9 protein-coding genes are annotated in these 21,904 nt (G+C 42.1%); 3 read left to right on the top strand and 6 right to left on the bottom strand.

From position 1 onward, the window contains the following. The first annotated feature begins 54 nt into the window (after positions 1 to 54). The 3 genes from OC25_RS04290 (at position 55) to OC25_RS04280 (ending at position 4,236) form a co-directional block, all read left to right on the top strand. A complete protein-coding gene (locus tag OC25_RS04290) occupies positions 55 to 603 on the top strand; it encodes a transposase (protein ID WP_209435563.1) in 549 nt (182 codons plus the stop codon). Between the two features lie 104 nt (positions 604 to 707). Then, positions 708 to 3,089 carry a penicillin-binding protein 1C gene (gene pbpC / locus OC25_RS04285; RefSeq protein ID WP_039472157.1) on the top strand — a complete coding sequence of 794 codons (2,382 nt, stop codon included), beginning with the start codon at positions 708 to 710 and terminating at the stop codon, positions 3,087 to 3,089. Positions 3,090 to 3,255: 166 nt separating this feature from the next. Beyond that, on the top strand, positions 3,256 to 4,236 hold the full coding sequence (locus OC25_RS04280) for an SH3 domain-containing protein (protein WP_039472154.1): 981 nt from the start codon (positions 3,256 to 3,258) through the stop codon (positions 4,234 to 4,236). A gap of 55 nt (positions 4,237 to 4,291) precedes the next feature. Here OC25_RS04280 and OC25_RS04275 read toward each other — a convergent pair whose 3' ends face one another. The 6 genes from OC25_RS04275 to OC25_RS04250 are packed head-to-tail and all read right to left on the bottom strand — an operon-like array spanning position 4,292 to position 21,904. Beyond that, entirely contained in the window at positions 4,292 to 8,335 is a 4,044-nt protein-coding gene (locus OC25_RS04275; protein ID WP_039472152.1) for an eCIS core domain-containing protein, read from the bottom strand. Between the two features lie 2 nt (positions 8,336 to 8,337). Further along, complete coding sequence (locus tag OC25_RS04270) at positions 8,338 to 9,717, bottom strand: ATP-binding protein (protein ID WP_209435562.1); 1,380 nt, start codon at positions 9,715 to 9,717, stop codon at positions 8,338 to 8,340. Beyond that, a complete protein-coding gene (locus tag OC25_RS04265) occupies positions 9,684 to 11,177 on the bottom strand; it encodes a contractile injection system tape measure protein (RefSeq protein WP_039472150.1) in 1,494 nt (497 codons plus the stop codon). The genes OC25_RS04270 and OC25_RS04265 overlap by 34 nt, the downstream gene beginning before the upstream one ends. Before the next feature lie 6 nt (positions 11,178 to 11,183). Further along, a complete protein-coding gene (locus OC25_RS04260) occupies positions 11,184 to 14,822 on the bottom strand; it encodes a hypothetical protein (RefSeq protein ID WP_039472149.1) in 3,639 nt (1,212 codons plus the stop codon). 11 nt (positions 14,823 to 14,833) lie between these two features. Further along, positions 14,834 to 18,778, bottom strand: coding sequence for a hypothetical protein (locus OC25_RS04255; protein WP_039472147.1), 3,945 nt, complete (start codon positions 18,776 to 18,778; stop codon positions 14,834 to 14,836). Then, positions 18,779 to 21,904, bottom strand: coding sequence for a baseplate J/gp47 family protein (locus OC25_RS04250; RefSeq protein WP_039472144.1), 3,126 nt, complete (start codon positions 21,902 to 21,904; stop codon positions 18,779 to 18,781). It abuts the gene before it with no gap.

The raw sequence follows: 21,904 nt of genomic DNA, 5'->3' as shown, positions 1-21,904 counted from the left end.
TAATTTAGTGGTTCAGGGCGACACGAACCGAGTTTAAACAATTAACCAATCGAGATGGACAAATTATTCGAACAGAAAAGAAAAAGCCACATTGAAATTGGTAAAATTTACTTTTGGACGGCAACCATAAACAATTGGCAAAAACTGCTACTAACGACCGAATTTAAGCAAGTAATATTAAATTCATTTGAACACTTGAGCAGACTAAACAAGATTGATATTTTTGCTTTTGTAATTATGCCTAACCATATTCATTCTATTTTGCGGACAAAAGAACTGAATGGCAAAGAAACGGTACAGGGTTCTTTTTTAAAATATACAGCTCATGAATTTAAAAAATTATTAAATCCGGGCCAGTTATTGAATTATTATGTTAATGCCAGTAATAAGAATTATGAGTTTTGGAAGAGAGATTCATTGGCAATACATATATATACACCCAAAGTGGCTTATCAAAAGCTTAACTATTTGCACAATAATCCATGCACTGAGTATTGGCAATTAGCAAATGAACCTGAAGATTACGAATACTCATCCGCTTCTTTTTACGAAAAAGATGAAGTAAGATATTCATTTTTAAAAGATTTAAGATTGGAGTTTTAATTAAAGTTAATTATGGGTTCGTGGCGACACGAACCATGGCGTAAATTAATGATGCTCAGCCTCGGTCGTGTCACCACGAACCGACAAATACACTCAAAAAACCAATGAACAAAATACCAAAAGCATTCCTGATTTCCGATATTGTGTGTGTGGTGCTGCTTTTGGTATTTCTTTTTTCCTTACCGGCAAAGCTTTTTAAAACACCTACCTCTTATGTTATCGAAGCCCGCAATGGTAATTTACTAAGTGCAGCAATAGCCAGCGATGGACAATGGCGTTTTCCAGTTGCTGACTCGGTACCAGTAAAATTTAAAGATTGTATCATTGCCTTCGAGGATAAAAGATTCTATCATCATTTTGGTGTCGATCTTTTGGCCATGGGCAGAGCCATGAAACAAAATTTCAGGGCTAAAAGTGTGGTAAGTGGTGGCAGTACGCTCAGCATGCAGGTAATCCGACTTTCGCGTAAGCAAGATCGAACCATCTGGCAAAAATTGCTGGAAGTGATACTGGCTGTCCGACTGGAAATTAAATACAATAAAGATGAAATCATTGGCCTGTATGCCGCCAATGCCCCTTTTGGCAGTAACGTAGTAGGCTTGGAAGCTGCCAGCTGGCGCTATTATGGTCGCGATGCCAAAACGCTTTCCTGGGGCGAAATGGCTACGCTTGCGGTGTTACCCAATAGTCCTTCGCTGGTACATCCGGGTAAAAATTCCGAAAAACTGATCAAAAAGAGAAACGATTTATTGGATAAACTGGTCAAATTGAAATATATCGACCAAACTACCGCTAATTTATCCAAACTAGAACCTGTTCCAGGCAAACCTTTACCCCTGCCGCAAAATGCACCACATTTGTTAAATCGCTTTAAAGCAGAGCAGAAAAACCTCGATGTAAATTCGACCAGAATTACTTCAACCTTAGATGAAAATATCCAAATCAAGGTAAACGCAATCTTAAAGCGTTACAACAACCGCTACCGGGCAAACGATATTAACAATATTTCAGCGTTGATTTTAGACGTTAGATCCCGCCAGGTAGTGAGTTACGTGGGTAACATTTATCAGCCCGAAAATATTGATCTGCAAAGCCATGTGGATATGATAAAGGCCTTGCGCAGTCCAGGGAGCACTTTAAAACCGTTTTTGTATGCCAGTATGATGAACGATGGTTTTATTTTGCCACATACCCTAATTGCCGATATCCCTACCCAAATTGCAGGTTATTCGCCGCAAAATTACGATTTGGGTTACGATGGTGCCATCGCTGCTGATAAAGCTTTAAGCCGTTCGCTCAATATTCCTGCTGTAAAAATGCTGCAACAATATAAGTATGAACGTTTTTACGATAAGCTCAAAAAAATCGGTATCAGTACGCTTAATCAACCTGCCGATCATTATGGCTTGTCGCTCATTCTCGGTGGCAGCGAAGTAACCATGTGGGATCTGGCCAACACCTATATGGGTATGGCACGCACTTTAAACCACTTTAATACCTACAAAGGGTTATACAATCCGAACGATTACCTGCAAGCCAGCTATCTTAAAGACAGTAAAAAAGATGAAACCGATCTTCAGCGTAATTCATTTTTAGATCATGGAGCTATCTGGGCCACTTTTAATGCCATGGAGGAAGTGATGCGCCCCGGTGATGAGGGCTTATGGGAGCAGTTTTCATCTTCGCAACGCATAGCCTGGAAAACCGGTACCAGTTTTGGTTTCCGCGATGCCTGGGCAGTGGGTTTAACGCCCAACTACGTGGTTTGTGTTTGGGTGGGCAATGCTGATGGCGAAGGTCGCCCAGGATTGGTGGGTATCGAAGCAGCCGCTCCTGTAATGTTCGATATTTTCAGGCTGTTGCCTAATGGCAAATGGTTCGAAACACCTGCAACCAAATTAAAGAAACTCAAAATCTGCAGGCAAAGTGGCTACAAAGCTGGCGAATATTGCGAAAACGTGGTAGAAGAACTAGTACCTCCCGCAGGCGAAAAAACAGCTGTTTGCCCATATCATAAATTAATCCATCTCGATAAAACTGGCGCTTACCGGGTAACCGATTTATGCGAAAGTGTAACCCAGATGCAGCACAAGAGCTGGTTTATTTTACCACCAGCAATGGAATACTATTATAAAATCAAAAACAGCGATTACAAAAGCCTGCCCCCATTTAAAAGTGGCTGCGATGTTTCGGGTGGAAACAGTGTGATGGAACTCATCTATCCTAAAAACAACGCCACCGTGTACATTCCACTTGAACTCGATGGCACGCGTGGAAAAATTGTACTCAACGCTGCGCACAGGAACCCACACGCCAAAATATACTGGCACCTTGATAACGAATACATAACAACTACAACCAATTTCCACCAGTTGGCAATTAATCCGCCACCAGGAAAACACACCTTAACTTTGGTTGATGAAAGCGGCGAAAGACTGGTACAGGTATTTACTGTTTTAGATAAGGAAAAAGGTAAATCACCTTAAACTTTAGATTGGCAAAACCAAAATCGACACAAAAACATAACAAACTGATATTAAAAAAGTTATATACTTTTTCAATACTATTAGCTATATTTATATAGGCGGCGCGAGCCCCCGAAACCACCCATCCTACAACAGCTATTTAGTATTAACCTAAACCAATTTTGTTATGACCAGTAAATCCGGTTTTACCAAAATGGACATCTCTGAATTTGAAACCTGGATTTCAAATTTAAGGGTCGCCAGAACCATTTTGTATGTTCAGGAGCACCACACCTGGAGCCCCTCTTATGTAAATTTTAAAGGCAACAATCACTTCGACTTGCAACAAGGCATGAAAAGTTATCATGTAAGTCACAACGGCTGGAAAGATATTGCCCAGCACTTTACTACTTTTCCAGATGGCAGTATTTTAACAGGCCGAAGTCTGGAGGATACACCTGCCTGCATTCTGGGTTTTAATTCGAATGCGATATGTATAGAAAATCTCGGAAATTTTGATGCAGGCAAGGATACCATGACCGCTGAGCACCAAAATACGATCATTAAGTTAACCGCAGCCCTATGCAAAAAGTTCGGTATTGCTGTGAACAGTGATAAAGTAGTTTACCACCATTGGTTTAATTTAATTACGGGCGTTCGAAATAATGGTACTGGCAACAACAAAACCTGCCCCGGCACCAACTTTTTTGGTGGCAATAAGGTTGCAGATTGCAATCAAAATTTCTTACCGCTGGTTAGCGCTGCCTTAAATGGCGCAGTACCACAGCCAGCGCAAAACGTAATTAAATATGTAGCGGTTACAGCCGACAGCTTGAACATCAGGGAAGATGCAAACGCCCAGAGTAAAAAAGTAAGCAGCGTAGCACCAGCAACCTTAGGTGCAGTTTTACGGGTTTATGAAGAAAAAAACGGCTGGTATAAAATTTCCGGATCACAACAGCATTGGGTAAATGGCAGTTATACCAAAACCGTAACGAGAGCAACGGTAAATGCAAGTACTTTGAATGTGAGAAGCGGTCCTGGCACCAATTTTCCTAAGGTTTCGGCACTAGCTCAAAATCAGGAGGTTTTTATTACCGAAGAAAGTAATGGCTGGAGTAAAATCAGTTCTGACAATAAATGGGTGAAGAAAGAATTTTTAACTTAATTTGAAACGCTCCATAAACGGATTGTTTATAAAGCAAGGTTTTAATCTTCCATATTTATCCGGTTACGATATTATTCAAAGGCTGGTTGGCAATCTGGCGCTCTCCCTGTGCAATATTGCTCTTAACAAAATTGAACAATTGCGTTTTATCTGATAAAGCTAATGTTAAACCGTTCATATTGTCGGCATCAACATCACGCCAAACTGTTGCAGCCCCCATGCTGGCATTTAAAACAGTGTTTCTGATGTGTGCAACATCGGCATTTAGCTCATTCCTTAACTCGGACTCAACAATTTGCTGTGCTGCCCTACGGGTTGGCGTCATGCTTAAACGAGGCTGGGTGCGGGTGATGAAGTTTGCCGTATGCGGTGTAGAACCATAAGTTCGGCTTACGCCAAAATTATGCCTGTTGCTATGCAAATTAATCACATAAGCACCACTACAATGGCTTCCATTGGTTAAATTAAAAATCGGATTTCCTGCCGGGAAAACCGGCTGACCTGTTGGTCCGAAAACCATTTCGGCAGCAGCTTTTAAGGTAGCACACTGTGGCTGATGATCTGGCGTAACACTATCATAAGTAGGCGTTGGTACACCAGTATAAGTACCTACAGCTCCTTCATAAAGATATTTTTGCCTTGCATCGGCCAATGTTGCGGTACCCATAATTTGCCGCAGAATTTCCATCAGCTCGGTTTCTTTAATTAGCAGTTGCTGATAATTTGGGTTTTGCTCAATTAAACTTTCGTTCGATGGATCGTCAGAAAGTGCTTTAACAGCATTAAGTAAGGTTACAATATGGCTATCATAAAGTGCCCTGGCATTATCGGCCAATTGTTTTTTAGCCGCACCCGGACCAGTTGTTTCACCAGCATATTGCGCTTGTAATTGGGTAATCAGTAAACTTGCAGGACGTGGATTGGCACTCGCCACATAAAGTTGGGCATTTCTGCCTTCGCCCTGGTAGTACATCTCATGGTGTTCTCCATCTGCAGCCACAAAAGGTCTTCGCCGGTTCCACCAGCCCCTAATGGCATCTACAACTGCCCTTCCTGCATTCATTATGGCTCCGCCAACCCTGATGGCCTGATCTATCACCCACAGAATTCCGTTATCGATCCGTACTTTTACCGCGGTTAAAATTTCCTGCATCCTTGTCGCTATTCTGCCAAAACCGAACTGGTTGGCCAGGAATCCGATCATAATGGGGAGTGAGTTAGCCAAAATACCTTCTAAGAAATTGGCAGCCCCGGCAATATTTCCGCGGGCCACATCAGCAAGCATGGTAACATACTGATTGATGATGCGCAGTATAGGTACAAAATATTCTGTAAAACTCTGAATAGCCCTATAAACTGCCAAAATACTGTTCACAACCGGCATAATACCCGAAATATCGAGCATACTTAACAGCCAGGCCGTTGCCTGAGCCATAATTCGTTCGTTAATAAAGGTTACAATGTTATTGATTACCGTATCCCATAAATTACTGAGCTGTTCCTGAATGCGCTCCCATATTGCAGCCGGTCCACGCTCTACCACATCGGCAACAAAACTCCATGCACCGGTAGCCATATCAAGCATCCCGCGTAACCTTTGTGCCCTTTCTTCGCCAATCCTGGTAGCCAGCAGATTAAAAATATTGTCGACTGTTATGCCTAAAATCTGGAGGATGAAACTGAAAATTGAGCCAAAAGAAAAATCAGTTGGTGGTGTAATACCCAAAGCCTGCATTTCGGCGGTTAGCCAATTGACTACACCTGATAGTAAATGCGTGCCGATATTACCAAAAAACTGAGTAAATCCTTGTTGCAAACCACTCAATAAATTAATGAAGAAACCAACCGGATTGCCCAAAATATCGACCACAGCCTGCGATGCATTGGCCAATATCGAAACAACCAATTCGGGCGGTATACCTACCAGGCTCAGCAATTCCCTGAAAAATGTCCACATGGCTCCAGGTAAATTGCCATCTACAAACACCTGGTACAAAATGGTCATTACAATTTGTTGTGCCCTTGCCCAAACATCGCCAATAGCCATAATCTGATTAAACAAAGGAATTCTGCTCAGGATTTGCTCAATCAGGAAGTCTTTTATCGGTGTTCGGATACATTCAGGGATGAGCATAAAAGGCCCCAGGATAAAATCGCCTGCCCGTCCTGCCAAATCACTCAATGTATCGACTATTCTTTGCAGTGCATTTAATATGGGCTGAATAAAACCTGCCAGATACCCTAAACCGCTGCTTGCCATGTTAAACAGATCAACCACCCCGGTTTGTACCCAGGTGCTTAAACTTAATGCCGTATCGTTTACCCATGCAATTGCTGGCGCTGCCACTGCGAATATCGAACTTGAAGCAACTGAATTATAGAAACCTGTAATTTGACCAACAAAACCGCCCACACTTTCGGCAACCCACAAACCTGCGTTGGTAATGCCTTGCTGCACCTCGACAATTTTGGTTTGCACTGCCGGCAAAATCGTATCACGAAGTGAAGCCTGCTGCGCCTGTGCCGCCACACCAGATCCATCATCGCCCATTGCAGTAGCCATTCCGTTAACACCGGCAGCAAAATTAGACACTGTATCACGCAGGTTCATAATGGCGTTGAGCGGCAAAATATCCATTACCCGGGTTGCAATTTGCTGAACCGGCTCAATTACAGGCCTGATCGTTTCTTGAATAGAAGTCCAGGCTTCCTCGGCTTTTCCGGTGATCCACTGAATGACACCATTTGAATTTTCGGCACCCGAACTGTCTGTACCAAATCCCAGTGTAGATTTCACCCAATCCCAGGCCATTGAACCATATTCGCGTACTGGCGATGTCCAATCCCAAATCCGCTGTCCGATATCCTGCATCCAGGCCCATACGTCGGCCGCTGTTTGTCCGAGCCAATCAACCACCGGTGCACCAAAAGAGGTCCACAAACCGGAGAAAAACTCACCAATAGGCCGTACAAAATCGGTTAAACCTGCCCATGCATCGGTAGCGATGGTAGTAATAACCTCTTTGAGTTCGTTAACAGCAGCCAGTAGCGGTGCACAATCGCCGGCAATTAAAGCCTGCATAATGGCCGAAACCCGCTGGTACAGCATCGAGAATACCGCTATTAAATTGGTAACGAAACTACCTACAGCAGGAAAGCGGTCAAATAACCTGTTCAGCCCGGCCATCAGTTTTTCTCGCAGGAAGCCTAAAATACCTTTACTGCTAATTTCCCTAAGCACCTGTACAAATTCGGCAGGCGCAATGGTTTCTACAATTTCCCAGGCACTATCAGCCAGCCACTCGCCTAACGACCAGCGTTGCACCTGCTCATCATTGCAGGCGCAGCGATTGATTTGCTCAGGTTCTTTTACCACCCGCAGAATTTCCTTGCGCTCTTCTTTCCGCTTTATTTTTTCAGGTTCAGCTTTCCGCTGTAATTTTTTATCCTTCTCCTTTGTTTTTCGCTTCACACTTCCGCCCTGCTGGATGGTATGCGTAAGCTCGTGGGCCAAAAGGAATTTTCCACCGGAGGAATTTGGATTGTACTCGCCCTGGTTGAAATAAATGTTATTGCCAACTGTAAATGCCCTGGCGTTGACATGTGCAGTCATTTTCGCGGCATGTGTATTATCGTGAATGCGTACGCCAGAAAAATCGGCGCCCATTTTACCACCTAAATCTGCACTTACATGCCGTGGTAGGCTTGTCCCGCCCCCTTTGGTTGCTGCTATTCCGGATTGAACGCTGGCCGGCGCAGTTCCACCTGCTGCAAAACCACTGCCAGCCTTGGCTTGTAATACCCCGGGTTGATCTATTTCCTTTAATTCTTCTTCTTTACGCGCTATTTTTTCTTTTTGCTCACAGCCTGAACATTTGCGTTGTACTTTCATTTCAGGCGCAGTGTTACCTGCTCCCGCCATGGCAAAACCCGCACTTGAGGGCATCCGCATTACCCGCTCTGCAACCTGATCGGCTTCTTTTTCCTGCGGATCGTTTACAGCACCAACTTTTAGCTTAGCCTGGATACAGCCTGTTCCGGGCCTGTTGTGTGTAACAGACTTCGGTTGAGAATTGCTATATGCCAGTGCGCTGCCCATGTTTATAATGTTCTGCCTGATTTTTTAAGTTCGCGTTTTATCCCTTCAACAATATCTTTTTGCCTGATTTCTTTTCCGCCCGCTTTGAGCATTTGCATGGTGGCATATTGCACCACATTGATAATGACACCGCCGGTGAGCTCGAATTTTTGAGCAATATCATTCAGGTTTACTTTCGCTTCGAGCTGAATCAAAGGCGAAAAGCCCTGCTCCCAAAGTAAAGCCCGCTGACTGGCCTGTGGCATCGGAAATTCGATAACGGATTGAAAGCGGCGTAAAAACGCCTGGTCGATATTCTGTTTAAAATTACTGGCCAGAATCACCAATCCATTATGGTCTTCAATCCTTTGCAGCAAATAACTGGTTTCCTGATTGGCATATTTATCGCGTGCGTCGCTAACGTTAGTCCGCTTACCAAAAAGGGCATCCGCCTCATCAAAAAACAATATCCAGCCCTGGTTCTCTGCAGCATCGAACACTTTGGACAGGTTTCTACCTGTTTCGCCAATATATTTGCTCACTACCCTGCTTAAATCAATCCGGTAAACAGGTAGATTATGCTTTTTGCCTAATACTGCTGCTGCAAGCGATTTTCCGGTGCCTGGCTGACCGTAAAAGAGCGTGCGGAAACCGGGCTTTATTTTATGCCTTAGCCCGAGGTCGTTCATCATTGTTTTATTATGCTGCAGCCACGAATCAAGCAGCTCCAAATGCTCGCGGGTATGCTCAGGTAACACCAAATCTTCGTATTGCATATTGGTTTCGATCAGATGCGCCGGAAAGTCTGCCGAAAACCGCGGTTTACTTCTTTCACCTGTAGTAAATTCTTCGAACCAGTTTTTATTGATGTGCAATGGAATGCTCGAAATGGGTTCGCCGGGTGGCAAGGGCTCATATTCCAGCACATTGAGCGCAAAGAGTGGATTTTTGGCATCAAACAGTTTTAACAGATCGAAACGCAGCATTAAGTTATCGGCAGCCAGCAAAAACAAAAACGTTTCGGCTGTAGGCAAAAAACCGCTGAATACATTGCCTTTTCTACCTCCAAACTCGGTAAATATCTGACCTGTTTGCGGATTTTGTACCAAAAATATATCCAGGCATTGCGGTTTGATCTGGGTTACCATGGCCAGAAAAAGCAGAAAACGATCGGCAAATAGGAGCTGATGCTGTACCAGAAAACGGCCATAACTGGAATTGGACTGGCTTAAATCGGGCGGCTGAGCGTCGAAAATACTGGTGCTTTCGGCCACACTCCCGGCATTGATGGCACTACGGAGCTGCAACACCTTTTCAAACCAGTTTAATTCGGCCAAAAGTGCATCGGCATTTGCCTTTAACGTGCTGTTTACCAGTTCAGACTGATCAAATAATTGTTCCATGGTAAGCGTATTATGGATAAAGGCCAGGGTATGGTATCCAGTAAAACATCAAATCCTTTTCTTTCTACTTGTACATGATAGTTGTTTGCGCGAAAAATTAAGCTACCATCCCGTTTCAAAAAAGTTTCGGTCAGACCTTGTACGGTTGTTGAACCTAGTTTGGTCCAATGTTGAATGGCCATACTTTTCATGGTATCACTCCAGCTAAGTTCTTCATCGGTAAAACTTATTTCGTTAAACAAAATGACGGTCTCTGGCGTTGCGCCACACAGTATCTTATTCAGGGCCAGGGCGCACTCATCTTCCGGCATTTCGTTATAAACTAGGTAATGCAGGTATACGACAGCTTTGTGCAAGCTTATTTCATCCTTAAATTCCTTACCGTTTAACAATTGCAGGGAGTTAAACAGGTTTTTGAAATAAGGATAAAGCAAAACCAGACCAGCATTTTCAATTAATATGGATGCTTCCTGATTTACTCCCTCAACCCGTTGCGGATTTATTTTTTCTTCTACCGGATTAACAACAGGTTTCAAAGCAACAGCAGGTCCTTGTTTGTGCCGGGTAATTGCAGTGTATAATTTGTTGAGCCGAAAAACCAAGCCAGCCTCAGTTTGCCTGCTTTCGGCTTCTTCCAGGGTTAATGTCAAAGCCTCTAGTACCATTGGTTTTAAAACAGGCTGCTGCTCAACCAAAGCAAAGAGCCACAAGCCAAAATCTGTGTGGTCTGACTCGCTTTCACCTACTGCTAATCGGCTAAACCAATGTTCAACTATTAATTTAAATAAATTATCATTTATATTTGGTTCAAAGCATTTTAAAATATTCAAATCGGTTGTAAACTGGTGAATCTGATAGAAAAACATTTTCCTACTCACCAACTGCATTAAGCGCCTGTAAGTGGCAGTCTGATGTTTTACAGTATTTACAAACTGAGCAAATATTCCGGCATCGGCATTTAAAAGTTGTAACAGGAGAGCCGCAGGTTTAAACAGATTTGTAATGGCTAACCACCAGGGTTTTAATCCGGTTTCACAGTAAAAAGCCAAAGCTTCGTAACCGTTTGCTCCGGCCAGGTATCCAGCTGAAACTGCATTGACCAATCCAGAATCAGGTGCGTTTACTTTAAGATGTGTAAGAAAGCTGATGAGTTTTTCATCCTTTACCAAAACCGCATTAACCTCTTGTTGATGGTGCGTACGCAAATAACGATAAACCTGAATAACAAGCTGTTCTTCAATATCTTGCGCAAGCGTATTTAAACTTAAACTCCCGAGATCGATATTTAGCTGATCAATGCGAATGGTATGGTTAAGGGCAAATTCATCAAAAATATTTTCAAGTACTTCGGGCAGCCTCGTTTTGCAAAAATGGCTGATTTCGGCCTGCACCCGCTCCCAATCCTGTTGACTGGCAACAGTGAGTAACATTTTCTGCGATTGGATGAGGTGCTGGTTCATATTATTTTATCCTAAACTGAAATTCAAAACCACATCTTCATTAACAATTTCAATTTCGCCTTTTCCTCCTCCGTGAGGAGTAATACCTTCCATCACGACAAAATATTTGCCTGGGTTAAGATTGAAACTGTATTTATTGCCGGTAAAGGTATTTTGCTGAATAACTGCACCAGTTGCATCGTTTACCGACACTTTAAACTGCTTGGCATAGGCTACATTACCACTCAGTTCGTAGGTATCCTGACCGATTCTGCCAATACCAATAAAGAAAGTAATTTTATCAGTTCCTACTTCTTCGCCAGTTTCATTTTCGATTATGGCATATTCAATTTCATCGGTAGCCACGATTGATTTCATAGCCCTGGCATTTTTGGCCACCCGATCGGTATCCAGCGTGTAAACCAAAATCTGTTTCTTTAACGCAGGTTTCGGTTCGTAAACCTCTTCTTCGAAGCTTATTTTACCTAATTCAGGTTCGCTCTTTACGATAACACTGTATTCGCCCGGGTGATAGAGATTATTGAGCACCTGTATCTTTGCCGAATTGATGCGGCTGGGGTTATACACCACAAAACGCGAAATGGGCGCTACCAAAGGGGTAAGTTCCTTATTTTTATAATCATTGGCATTACACTCGCAGCAAGCATCATCATCATACACGGTAAAATCGGCGATTACATTGTTTGCAATATTTTCAAGTCCCTGGTTACCTATTTTTTCATTTAACTCCTTAAACTGCTGGTTAAACTTAGCTTCGAAATCACTTAAATATTTACGCTCCTTTTCACCCTCTCCTGTGTATATAATTTCTTCCAGTTCTTCTTCAATTACGATTTTCTTAGCGAGCATTTTAACCTGAGCTTCGTATTCTTTTAAGGCTTCAGCCTCTTCTTTTTTGGCCTTCTCTATTTCTTCAGTATGTATTTTCCGTCTTTCAGCAAGTTCGTTTTCGGTATTTTTATTCAGCTCTTTAATTTCTTTGGCTTTATCAGCCTCACTGCTTTTACGCATCAATACAATCCTTTCCTTATATTCTTTTTCAAGTGCTTCGGCTTTAGCACCATCCGTAGGTTTCAGTGCTTTGCGTTTTACTTCCAGTTCACTTTTAATGGCCGATTCTTCTTTCCTGATCTCGCCAGCACTGCGCACTTCGCGTTTATCAATTTCAGCCAGCTTAATTTCAAGCCCTTCGCGCAGTTGAAGTTCCATTTGGTTAAGTTCGTTTTCCTGCTCAACTATGCGCGTTTTTATGTCCGAAGACCTGGCTTCGTAAGTAGCTTTCAAAGCTTGTTCAGCAACCTTATACTCAGGGCTTTCGGCTTTTTTTGCTTTTGCCCTTGCAGCCTGTGGAGCTCTTCCTATCGTTTGGTACTCCAGTTCTTTACCGGTATGGTACAGCAATAGCAGCGTATTGCCTTTATTTACCCCTGCCAAATGTTCTACGGCTCCCGAGTTACGGATATAATCGAAAAACGAAAGGTTATTACGCAGGCTTTTGTTCCTTTGCAGTCTGATATCGGTTAAAGTGCCTACTGTAATGTAAGGCCTGATCATGAGCACATTAATTACCCGGTGCAATATGGTAGCAGCCATGAGGTAAGGCAGCAACTCTACGTTACCATCCCTATTGATGATACGCACGAGTAGTTTCATCCCGTTTACGTATGTGGTTATTAGGTCGGTGTAGGCCGATTTAAAGCGTTTCTCGTCAAAATCAGTAAATTCTAAAACGAGTGTCGCAATCAACTCCTCAAGATTATCATTAAAGCGTGCTACCAAACGCAGTGCATCGCGTTGCAGTTCATCGGCAGTAGTTTCCAGGCGGCCTCTGCTGTTGTTTATTTTTGAATAGTTGGCCTGGTTGATGCGCTCGCCCACCATACCGGCTTTCATAAAAACCTTATTCAGATTGCCAAAAGTGGTTGTTTTTTCGGTCGCGGCACCAGCATCATTAAAGCTTTCCTTTCCAGCTGCTTTTGCATTAGGGGCAGCTTCCTTTTTGGTATTTACCCCACTCACGGCATCCTTGGCAGCGTCCTTAACATCTTCAAAACGACCTACCATCTTTTCAGCTAGGGTACTGTATTTAATCAGGTTATTGAGGTAATACAGCATTACATTACGCCAAACCAGGTATTGCGAATCCAAATCTGGGTAACGGCAAACCGTTTTGATTACACCGCCTTCGCCCATAAAAACCGAGCGCACTTTAAATGGCAAATTGAAACTGCGCTGTAATTTCTTGTATTGCGAAACGGCATCATCTTCGGGTACTGCTAAATGACCTTCCATCCTGAAAAAACTGGTATCAGAGAAATTGTAGAGCAAAGGCGCTTCCAACCGGCTCATTCCATAGGTTTGTAAGCTAAGTGGTGCCTGATAATGGTAGCTGAGCGGTTTACCATTACTACAGCCATGGCATAAAGATTCATTCCAATATTGCTCAAAATCACCATTATTTGGATCGAAATAAATTGGCAGAGCCCTTTTGCCTATATTTTGCCATTTCTCTTTGCTGGGCGTGGCTAAAATACCACGCTCGCCTTTTTCCGATAGGCTATCAAAATAACCATTGAACATGGTCAGTGTTCTGCCAAAAACCGAAACCAGCTTTTTACTCCAGTCTTTATATTCGTTAAACAAGGGCGAGTATTCAAATTCCTGCCTGAAAACAGAAGGTGGACAAGCTTTACTACCCAGCATTAAATGCATTGGAAAGGCATCATCATTAGGCAAACAAACGCTGTGCAGGTGCATAGCGATGCAGCGCAACTCTTCATACGATTTGATGATATCTTCGAAAGCATCGTAAACGTATTGAAATCCGTAAGCTTTACCCGCCAGGTATTGTGCTGCAAGGTCAATCAGCTTTCCTTCCCAGTTACTGCGGATGTTATCGAAATCGACAGCCGGAAAATGACGCCCCAAAGCGGGTAATTCTTTGTAAATAATGCTGAGCTGTTTGGTTAATTTCTCTAAAACTGCGGCCACAGGGCTTAAATAGGCATTTACCAAAGCGGGATAATTGGCAGCTGCTATCCGGTTAATTAAAGCACGGGGATATTCGATTGTTTCTAACTCATAAAGAGCAGGATACAACGCTCCACCTTTATTATTATTTAAGGTATTAATTCCAACCAGATCGGATTTTTTGATCAATAATTTACGGATAGTAAAGGTATTTTCTTTACCCAAATCATCGCAACTTTTGCCCAAACAGCTTTTCAAATCGCGGGTTGCCGATTCTAAAAAAAGTACCACTACATAATCGCTCAAAATTAAGGCAGCTGTGATTGGGGTAGCACCCATAGCCGCGGCATTTGCGGCGGTAACCAGCTCTATAAGCGGTGCATTGTTAAAATAGTTATAATCTAAGCCATCAGGCAAGGTGTAAGTTTTGTAGTGGGTTAAATCGCAATCGCCTAGCGAAATTAAAAAGCCCCATGAAGTAACACCAATTCCCTGAGAAAGGTGCACAGTATTAACGCCATAAGTAGCATGTAAACCGCAAACAATGCCCCTTCCAATCAATCTAATTCTGGTTAACCTGCTTTCCTGAAACAAAAACTGCTGCGTGGTATTCAGCTGACCTGCTGTAAGTACCTGGTTTTCTTCAAAAACCGTTGTTTTATTAATGAGTTCCATAGCTAGATTAGTTAAAAAATGCCAATGTTAGTTTGATTTAATATGAGTGGGTTTTTCTGTACTTCGTTCTCATTGCAACTGTGCAGTTTGCCTGAAGGATAAACGCTCCGTAAATTCTGCAAGATATCGATCAGGTTTTTCAGCGCCTTTACCCTTTCCAAATCGCCTGTGCTGGTGGTATTGATCTGAATTAACCAGTTTTTATAAGCCAGTTCGAACTGAGCCATTTGTAATGGATTTACCCAACATACATTAAGCACCACATGCGCCGGACATTCTTCCCGCAAAGTTTTCTCAATAAAAGTCCTGAAATTCCGATCTCTGAAACGGTTTGGCCAGTATGGCAAAACGGCTGACATCACAAAGCTGTAAGTATCGGCAATTTTGCATTGCGCACAATCTACATCGGTATGAATGGCCATCAACTGATCGAAATCATGTTTTTTTGGCCGCAATAAAAGGTGCTCTATCAAATGTAAACCCTCCCGGTCTATAAATACCTGGTTAAAGAAACGCACCATATCCAGCCGGGCCAGTTTTTCCATACCAGCCCTAACCACTATGGTTTTTGGGGTTACAGTTTTAATTTCAAAAAGTTTGGTATAACTGATCTTGGGTGCTACAACAAAATCAAGTGGAACGGCCGAAATAATCGTGGTTTTGTTATCGGCAAAGCTGATTTGCAAAATCCCGAACGCCATTGCCTCTGCTGCAGGCTTAATGAAACTTAATTGATCGCCGGCACGCAGGCGATCGGTTAAATCTATACCGGTAACCGTTAGCTCGCGACCGTTTTCATATAAATAGGCCGTAAAGGTTTCGCTAAAGCTTAATTGCCCGTCAGGGTAATTATTGGGCAATGTTTCGTTAATTTCAATCTTAATATCCGGTCCCAGTGCTACCGTATTGTTAACAGTATAGGTGCCGTTATTGAATAGTGATCCTACAATTTTAACCAGTGGCGAAGCAGTACTGTCTTCAATAATTTCGGCCAGCGGACGGTTGTAATTTTTACCTTTATGCTTGCCCATTACATTGCCATATATGTCGAATATTTCGAAATGGTAGTTTGGACCGTAAACCGTTACATTTTCGGGCACAAAACGGTAATAATCTTCGTCAGCCGCAAAGCGAATCAGTTTCCACAACAAGCTGGCTTCTGTATTTGCCTTGGTTTCGGCAGCATCCGCACCTTTAACTTCAGGGCCCTCTACTTCTCCGGTGAGTATAATTTTACGACCGGAATCAGGCGCAGGCAAGTCGAATAACTGGTAACCGATTTTATGTAAATGTGGTGTGGTAGAGCCATCAACAGTGTGTGAGAGGATCTCAAAATAAACTGAAACCGGTAATGCCATATTCTTCCGGCTAGCCAAAACCGTATTACATAATTCTTTAGTACACAAATCAATGTGATTAGCAATTAAAGTATTACTATCAGCAAGATTTAAAGTTGTATTTTTACTTTTGGCAATTACTCTTTCTCCAATTAAATCGGCATACAATACAACCTGGTGTTTACCCGCAGCAGTACCGGCTACAATTTTATAATTATTGAGGTGTACCGCAGCGCTGATTAACGCCTCCATACCAGCCCTGGCCAATAACTGATCAGCAAAGCTGTTTATCCCCTCAAAAAGAATTTTAGTGGACACTTTGGTGTCGATAGTCCAGCTGGCCGATACCGGCAAGATCCTGAACGGTTTGGAAAAATGCAATTCTTCAGCTTTTTTAGGATCAATACCGAGCAGTAAAGCCACCCGTTTTTCGTAACCTGAAACGTTTTGGTAAAACCAGCTGAGTTCGTTTTTGTAGTTAAAAGCTTTGCCTCTGTTGCTGCTAATTTCGGGATAGGCATTTAAAAACGATAGTTTATCTTTAATCAGTTCCGCTCCCGCTTTTTGTCCTTCGTTGGTGTAGGCAATTAAAGCATAGTCGCTAAACTGTTCGCAAAAACGCGCTAAAAGGTGATCTAAAAAACGGTTCTTGCGTTTTTCAAAATCAGCCTGACTTTCGGTTATCCCCTGTAGCTGGGCCGTATAACTATCGGTAAAAATATTTTGGGCAGTTGCATTGGGTACAACATCGGCAAGACTCGTTGCTCCTTTTAAAGGTTCGCTGAAATAAGTTTTATTCATCAGCGGTTGTCCATATTCATCAAGTTCCTGGTTTAAGCTAAATAAGGCTTTTAAACCATTTACCTGTTGCAGGTAATTGTACAATAACTGATCGAAAAAGGCCAGAAAACCTTTGAATTGTTTAGCCTGGGTTATCCTCAGATTTCTTTCGTCTTCATTGGTGGCCAAATTCGGGATTCCATCGCTCCCTACTCCATAAACAAGCGGAAAATCTTCTTGTATGGAGGTATAATCAGTTATTTCGCGCCAGTTACCCACGGGTAAACTCCGGTCTAAAACCGGGTTTACAGGATAACGCTTAGGTGCTGTGACCCAAAGTGCTTTATATTTTGCCTTCAAATCATCCTTATCGAATGCAAAAGGAAGCTGATGTTTAAAAAATGACAAATTAGATAAGTCGATAGATAAGCGGGGCACATAAAACTTATCGATAGCTAATGAGAGACACCATTTCACTGTTTTCTGGCTTATGCCATCACTGCTATCTTCAGGGAAATTGGCCAGTTGTAATCCGCTAACCGATTGAACTACCTTTTTGCCATCGATTTCAACATCCATGATGATCCGGATCAGATCGCTGGCATGAATGGTACATTGCTGTGCAGAAGCATTTAGTTCGTCGTCATCAATAAAACCATGCTCCAGGGCTGGTCCGTCAAAAATATCTTCGGTTGCTTTACCTTTGGCCACCATATCGGGCAGGCTGTAGAAGTAAACATCGGGCGAAAGAAAGCGGGCCAGTTGAAAATAAATTTCGGCCGCAACGGTAGCTGCATCCACAAAGGGATCAATCTCAATATTGCCGCAAATGGCTATTTCTTCTACTTTTAAAGCTTTGGTGCTTAAATAATCTTCGCAAAGCGGCCGGTTATCGTTCAACCTGTCTGTTGCCTTTTGAATAATGCTTTTTATAATCCCTATTTTGCGCTTGTAACTTTGCAGCAGGCCATTTGGTGCGTTAAAAATGAAATCGTTTAATTGGGTATCAATTTCGTTTAAGCCTGTAATGGCGGTAACTACTCCTGCTACGGTTTTGGTTCCGGCAAGGGTAACAGTATGGTCAATGTCGTTGCTATCCACAAGTTTGTAACCGGTCGGCAATTCATCAACCTCAATTTTAAGGCTTTTAATGTGATTAATAATGACCGAATCCTGGCTAAAATCGACAGTCTGATCGTCCCAGCGAGGGAAATGGATGTTTATTTTTATTTCAGCGCCTTCTATCCAGGGATCGGGATCAAATTTATTAATGAAAAAAGTACCGGTTATTGCATTTGAATTGAGGTCGCCATAAACAGTCGACTGATCAAATTCGATTAAAAAATTATACAATCCTTTCACATAAAAACCAGTTCCATCAGTTGCGGTTGGAAAATAAGATAGTTTTTGCTGCGTTTGGTTAACGTAGAGTTTTATTTCGGCATCAGCAGCCGGAATGGCCCAGGCATTTTTTATCCCCAAGGTTTCTGTATCCACCTGCACAGCAACATCCAGTAACAGTTTCCTAAAATCTTTGAGCGTAACCGGCGCATTGTGCAACAACTGCCTGGCGGTAAAAAAATTATGAAAATCGACATCAGCTTCTTCAGGGTTACTGGCCAGTAAATCCTGCATATCGAAGGTTAGCCGGTAACCAAGATCAGTAATGGCATAACACAGCGCTTCTAACGTGGTAATACCCGGATCGTGCAGGTTATAATCGGTCCAGTTGCTTTTACTCAACGCCTGAATCCGGTTTATACCCATTTCCCGCAGTTTATCAAACTGCATGCTTTCCTGCTGTGGCGTGTTTTTCGATATGGTTTTTAAATCGCTCATTTAATTACAACCGCATTCGTTAATGGGAACAAAATCTCCTTTTACATCAATTGTATTGTCGTCACAATCCACACAGTCGCAATCGGGATTGCCGATGCCGGCAATGTCGTTGATATTGACAATGGAATGATCGGGGTAAGCTGTTAAAATACTCGCTGCCGTAGCTGTTTCTGCCGTTTCTAAATCCTTTGCCGATATATCTTCCAAACCGGCAGGCCTGAAGAGGTACATTTTAACACAGGTGATATAATCGACATAGGCCAGTTTTTCGAGCTGATAGATAATGGTTGATTTTTCTATTTTGCCACCAAACTCCATTTGTGTGGCTGCATTACTGGTCCAGGGAGCTAAAAGTGCCTTCAACTGTGTTTTAAGCTGAGGGAGGTAAATATTTTCTTCGTAACCTTCCCTAAGTTTAACATGAAAATGAAGCTTAATTTCTTCGAAAATCGGGTTCTGAACATTCAGCTTCGCAAAAGCCGAATTGTTTTTAGAGAGGTAAGTTTTAATCTGGCCAAGTGTATTTTTAGCCACCTTAGGCTGCAAAGGATTAGGCGCATTGCTGATGGCAATATCGGGTACGGCAATAATGGTTACCTCGCCGGGCGATAGAGCATTGTAGCTGCTTACGTTACCGTTATAAAAAGTATGGTTAATGCACTTGGTGGTATAAACCTCCGGAAACTGAGCCAAGATAAGGTGTTCATAATCCCACAAGGTGATGGCTCTTCGCTTGTGCCTTAAAATTTCGCTTACCCGCAAGTGATAATCATTAGCACTTTCAATGGCTTTTCCATCAAAAGAGCTATAAGGCTGTGTCACTTTTTTGACCGCATTATCAGCCGATTTCAGTTTAGAAATCACTCCTGCACCAATGGCTATATTTTCGGGTACAACATCATCATAAACAGCAAATTGCGCTTCTGCAGCTTGAGCAGTAATTGAAATAATATCGCATAATGCAGCTGCGTTGGTAGTTACTGCAGCCCTGATCCACAGGAGACCATTTGCCAAAAGTGTATTATCGGTATTTACAGTTTTCGGAATATTTAAAGTCACAATACCAGTGGTTAACAAACCGTTGGTCTGCTCTCTTAATATATTTATTTTTTCAAACTCAACCCACCTGTTATGCTGAAGATAGGCCCATTTGATCACGGCTTTATCGAAATCGGGGTTGGCACTTCCCTCACTCACCTTAAACAACAGGCTTAAATTTTGAGGAACAACAGCATTTGTTAAACCAATGTACAACTCCCCTTCATTATCTTGTTGCGGCAATAAATACACTGTACCATGGGTGTAAGGATGAACTTCTGCCTGTCCGAAAGGTGCAAGGTTATAAAATTGATGTATTCGGTTATGATAAGCCGATTGCGTAGCCCCCACTCCCAGTGCAATGGTTTCGCTGCAAGTATAATCTATTGTTAAATTGGTTATTACAGGCAAATAAGGTGCATTGGGTAAGTTTGCATTATCTGTTCTCTTATTAATCACAGCCCTGCTGAATGCGATCGGGAAATCGGTTTGTCCGAATTTACCACTTATGAGCTGAAGTTTAACGTAACCATCTGCGGCATCTAAATTGTAGGTTTCATTAAAATCGAGATTATAATTGGCTTTTATTGAGGATGGAATACCAAAACTTGATGAAAAACCTGAGGCTGGTGCTACCGTATCATCATCACCAAACAGATATCCATTTCCTAAAATATACATGAAACCTGGTGTACTTACTCCGTTTATGGTTTCTGTAATCGGTATTGTTATAGATTCTTCAGTGTCAATCCAGCTACGCTGAGAGAGGTAAGACAATTTTATTTTAAAATCGGTGTTGTTGACATACGCATTTGTGCCATCAGCATAATATTTATAATAATCTGCAAAATTAGTTGCGGGCAAACCCAAAAACTCAAAATTTAATTTAAGCGAGGCTAATTTTTGCTGAAAAATTTCTTTACTTCCAATGTAAAAATTGCTGCCAACAGTTGGCGTAGCACCAAAAATCTCCATCGGTTTTGCAGGATCGAGCTTTCCAAGGTTATTTTGAACCGATAGATTTTTAACACCGGTTACCGCTGTGTTTATATTGATTTGATTAACAGCCGCTCCATTTAACAAACTGTATAAATTAGGTGCAGAAACAATTTCTACTCTTAATACTGGTAAGGATGTTCTGAAATCGTTTAGATGGATTTTTTGATTGTAATCTACAAATTTAGGCTGCGAAGCATCAGCATCAATCACAATTTTTAGCTGGTTATTGGTAAATCCAACTGAAGTAACACCTAAATTAAGCCAGGCTTTTTCAGCACTTATACTTACTTTAAAATTTGATGGGGTTAAAGGAATGGCACCCATGTTTACATTATAAACAATTTGAAGTGTAATATTCCTTAGCCCTTCTGACATGCGGAACAAGGGAGAACTGATGGCAAAACCAATATTAGCCAGATCTCTGCTGGTATTACCAAAGATATCCCAGCTACCATCCTGGTTGGTAATTTCTGCACCTTTGCCATCACCTGAATTTGCTATAGGTGAAGCATAAATTTTAGTTTTTTCAGTCTGATCGACAAGAATAGAATGAATACTGGCCACCTGCGCATGGCTGAAACTGAAATCAGATAAGAGCTGGTAAAACTGCTCCTGTTTTTTACTGTTTTTACCGGCTTTAAATTCGGTTTTATCGTTTAAAATATACTGTGTAATGTGTTTGGCCAGCTCAATAATGAGGTAAACTTTATCGGGCTGGGCAGCTTTTTTCTCAAAGCCTAGTACTGTTTCGAAAAAATAATCGAGGTGTTTACCGGTAAATTCGTTCAGGTCTTTTTGTGCAATAGCATACAGCTCGAGGAAAGCATCAAAAAGCGCCAGGTGCGGTTCGGAAGTACCATCTTCCTTAATCGAATTAATATCGAAAACACTTTGCCAGTTTGATTTTTTCTCCAGACCATCGTAATAATAGTAATTGATGTAGGCCGCCAGCTTATCGCAAAACTGGCAAAGGCTATTTTTATCTCTTTCATCAATAGCAACAAAAGATGCGTCCAAGGCCTTTGGTAAGCGATTTAAACGGTTTGTTCCGTTTCTTGGGGCATTATTTTTATTGCAATTGCTACTCAT

The sequence above is a fragment of the Pedobacter kyungheensis genome (assembly GCF_000812965.1).
GTDB classification, from domain to species: Bacteria; Bacteroidota; Bacteroidia; order Sphingobacteriales; family Sphingobacteriaceae; genus Pedobacter; species Pedobacter kyungheensis.
The sequence above is the reverse complement of the archived record's forward strand: the minus strand, read 5'-3'. Positions and strand labels throughout refer to the sequence as shown.

Excerpts from the sequence above, each read along its gene's own strand:
- OC25_RS04290 (WP_209435563.1), top strand. The coding sequence starts at position 55 with ATGGACAAATTATTCGAACAGAAAAGAAAAAGCCACATTGAAATTGGT.
- pbpC (WP_039472157.1), top strand. The coding sequence starts at position 708 with ATGAACAAAATACCAAAAGCATTCCTGATTTCCGATATTGTGTGTGTG.
- OC25_RS04280 (WP_039472154.1), top strand. The coding sequence starts at position 3,256 with ATGACCAGTAAATCCGGTTTTACCAAAATGGACATCTCTGAATTTGAA.
- OC25_RS04275 (WP_039472152.1), bottom strand. The coding sequence starts at position 8,335 with ATGGGCAGCGCACTGGCATATAGCAATTCTCAACCGAAGTCTGTTACA.
- OC25_RS04270 (WP_209435562.1), bottom strand. The coding sequence starts at position 9,717 with ATGGAACAATTATTTGATCAGTCTGAACTGGTAAACAGCACGTTAAAG.
- OC25_RS04265 (WP_039472150.1), bottom strand. The coding sequence starts at position 11,177 with ATGAACCAGCACCTCATCCAATCGCAGAAAATGTTACTCACTGTTGCC.
- OC25_RS04260 (WP_039472149.1), bottom strand. The coding sequence starts at position 14,822 with ATGGAACTCATTAATAAAACAACGGTTTTTGAAGAAAACCAGGTACTT.
- OC25_RS04255 (WP_039472147.1), bottom strand. The coding sequence starts at position 18,778 with ATGAGCGATTTAAAAACCATATCGAAAAACACGCCACAGCAGGAAAGC.
- OC25_RS04250 (WP_039472144.1), bottom strand. The coding sequence starts at position 21,904 with ATGAGTAGCAATTGCAATAAAAATAATGCCCCAAGAAACGGAACAAAC.